Genomic DNA, 3,179 nt, shown 5'->3' on the forward strand with positions numbered 1-3,179 from the left:
GCGCAGCATGTACCTTGAAAACCACATATTGAATATATCTAGATAGATTCTTTTAAGGGATTTCGATCCCGAGAAAGAGTAAATCAAGACATCCGAGGTGTTATATCGTAACAGATATAACCGAAAAAATTATAAACTCGTTATTACTGTAACGTACAGTGATAACAAACCTAAGACCAGAGATTCAACGCTATGAATCTTAGACGAGTAGCCCGCACCCTTAACAGGGTAAGCCCCCTCCTTAACAGTCAGGGGATGGTGCGAAAATCGAACTGGTTAAGCTATAAAGAGCGCAGGGTGGATGCCTTGGCACTAAGAGCCGATGAAAGACGTGATAAGCTGCGAAAAGCTTCGGGGAGGAGCAAATATCCTTTGATCCGGAGATATCTGAATGGGGAAACCTGGCTGAGCAAACCTCAGTCGGCGTATGGTGAATCCATAGCCATACGTTGGGAACCCGCTGAACTGAAACATCTAAGTAGGCGGAGGAAAAGAAAGAAAACTCGATTTCCAAAGTAGCGGCGAGCGAAATGGAAGGAGCCTAAACCGGCGTGCGTGCATGCCGGGGTTATGGACTGCAATAAGTGACTCGTATGGTAACAGAACGGCCCTGGAAAGACCGGCCACAGAGGGTGAAAGCCCCGTATGTGAAACCAGAAGAGAGCGAGCAGATTCCAAAGTACCACGAGACACGAGAAACCTTGTGGGAATTCGGGGGGACCACCCCCCAAGGCTAAATACTCCTTAGTGACCGATAGCGCATAGTACTGTGAAGGAAAGGTGAAAAGGACCCCGGGAGGGGAGTGAAAAAGAACCTGAAACCCTGTGTTTACAAGCTGTGGAACCACATTTTAGGTGGAACCGCGTACTTTTTGTAGAACGGTCCGGCGAGTTGCCGGGACTGGCAAGGTTAAGCACTGAAGGTGTGGAGCCGAAGGGAAACCAAGTCTTAATAGGGCGAATAAGTCAGTTCAGGCAGACCCGAAACCGGGTGATCTACCCATGTCCAGGTTGAAGTTTCCGTAAAAGGAAATGGAGGACCGAACGCACATCCGTTGAAAAGGGTGGCGATGAGGTGTGGGTAGGGGAGAAATTCCAATCGAACCCGGAGATAGCTGGTTCTCCTCGAAATAGCTTTAGGGCTAGCCTCGTATTAGTTTAGCGGAGGTAGAGCACTGAATTCTTAAGGGGGCGTCAAAGCTTACCAAGAGATATCAAACTCCGAATGCCGCATAAATGATGTACGGGAGTCAGACTGCACGAGATAAGTTGGGTAGTCAAAAGGGAAAGAGCCCAGACCTACAGCTAAGGTCCCAAAGTGTGTGTTAAGTGGAAAAGGATGTGGGATTTCAAAGACAACTAGGATGTTGGCTCAGAAGCAGCCACACATTCAAAGAGTGCGTAATAGCTCACTAGTCGAGAGGTCCTGCGCCGAAAATGTCCGGGGCTGAAACACAACACCGAAGCTTAGGAATTGACGTAAGTCAATTGGTAGAGGAGCATTCTTAACTGCGAAGAAGCGTTATCGTAAGGAGGCGTGGAGTGTTAAGAAGAGAGAATGCCGGAATGAGTAGCGAGATGGAGGTGGGAATCCTCCAGGCCGAATATCTAAGGTTTCCAGAGTAAAGCTGATCTGCTCTGGGTAAGTCGGGGCCTAAGGCGAGGTCGAAAGACGTAGTCGATGGACAACAGGTTGAAATTCCTGTACCGCGTATTATCAGAACTGTGGGGACACAGAACCGAAGCCAAACCCGGGAATGAAAAGACCGGGGCAAGCGCCGGACTGGTTAGACTGGAAAATCCGTTTAACAACAGGAAAGCGTTAAGCGTACCGAACAAAAGTAGGGAAGTTGGTATAGGGGCTGTCAAGAAAAGCCGCTATTGTGTAATACGTGCCCGTACCGTAAACCGACACAGGTGGATGAGGAGAGAATCCTAAGGCCGGCGGGAGAAGCATTGTTAAGGAACTCGGCAAAATGACCCCGTAACTTCGGGATAAGGGGTGCCCACGAGAGTGGGCCGCAGAGAATAGGCTCAAGCAACTGTTTAGCAAAAACACAGGTCTATGCAAAACCGAAAGGTGAGGTATATGGGCTGACGCCTGCCCGGTGCTGGAAGGTTAAGAGGAGAGGTTAGGAGCAATCCGAAGCTTTGAATTTAAGCCCCAGTAAACGGCGGCCGTAACTATAACGGTCCTAAGGTAGCGAAATTCCTTGTCGGGTAAGTTCCGACCCGCACGAAAGGCGTAATGATTTGAGCGCTGTCTCGACAATGCACCCGGTGAAATTGAAGTACCAGTGAAGATGCTGGTTACCTGCGCCAGGACGGAAAGACCCCATGGAGCTTTACTCCAGCTTGATACTGGGATTCGGTGTCGCATGTACAGGATAGGTGGGAGGCAGTGAAGGCAGGACGCCAGTCTTACCGGAGCCATTGTTGGGATACCACCCTTGCGATATTGGGTTTCTAACCTGCGGCCATGACCTGGCCGGGGGACAATGTCAGGTGGGGAGTTTGACTGGGGCGGTCGCCTCCGAAAGAGTATCGGAGGCGCTCAAAGGTTCCCTCAGAATGGACGGAAACCATTCGAAGAGTGCAAAGGCATAAGGGAGCTTGACTGCGAGACTGACGGGTCGAGCAGGTACGAAAGTAGGACTTAGTGATCCGGTGGTATAAAGTGGGATTGCCATCGCTCAACGGATAAAAGCTACCCTGGGGATAACAGGCTTATCACTCCCAAGAGTTCACATCGACGGAGTGGTTTGGCACCTCGATGTCGGCTCATCGCATCCTGGGGCTGAAGTAGGTCCCAAGGGTTGGGCTGTTCGCCCATTAAAGCGGTACGCGAGCTGGGTTCAGAACGTCGTGAGACAGTTCGGTCCCTATCCGGCGTGGGCGTAGGATATTTGAGAGGAGCTGTCCTTAGTACGAGAGGACCGGGATGGACTGACCTCTGGTGTACCGGTTGGGTATCAAACCCATGGCCGGGTAGCCAAGTCGGGAAGGGATAAACGCTGAAGGCATCTAAGCGTGAAGCCCCCCTCAAGATGAGATATCCCATCGCAAGAGTAAGACCCCTTGAAGACGACGAGGTAGATAGGGCAGAGGTGGAAGCATGGCAACATGTGCAGCTGACTGTCACTAATAGGTCGAGGGCTTAACCAAGTTGGTTTAGGTTG

1 rRNA gene is annotated in these 3,179 nt (G+C 50.7%); it reads left to right on the forward strand.

The annotated features are described in order from the left end of the window. Positions 1–274 precede the first annotated feature (274 nt). Positions 275–3,165, forward strand: a 23S ribosomal RNA gene (locus H8S75_RS32000). Positions 3,166–3,179 lie beyond the last annotated feature (14 nt).

Source organism: Hungatella hominis (assembly GCF_014288005.1).
Classification (GTDB): Bacteria; Bacillota; Clostridia; order Lachnospirales; family Lachnospiraceae; genus Hungatella; species Hungatella effluvii.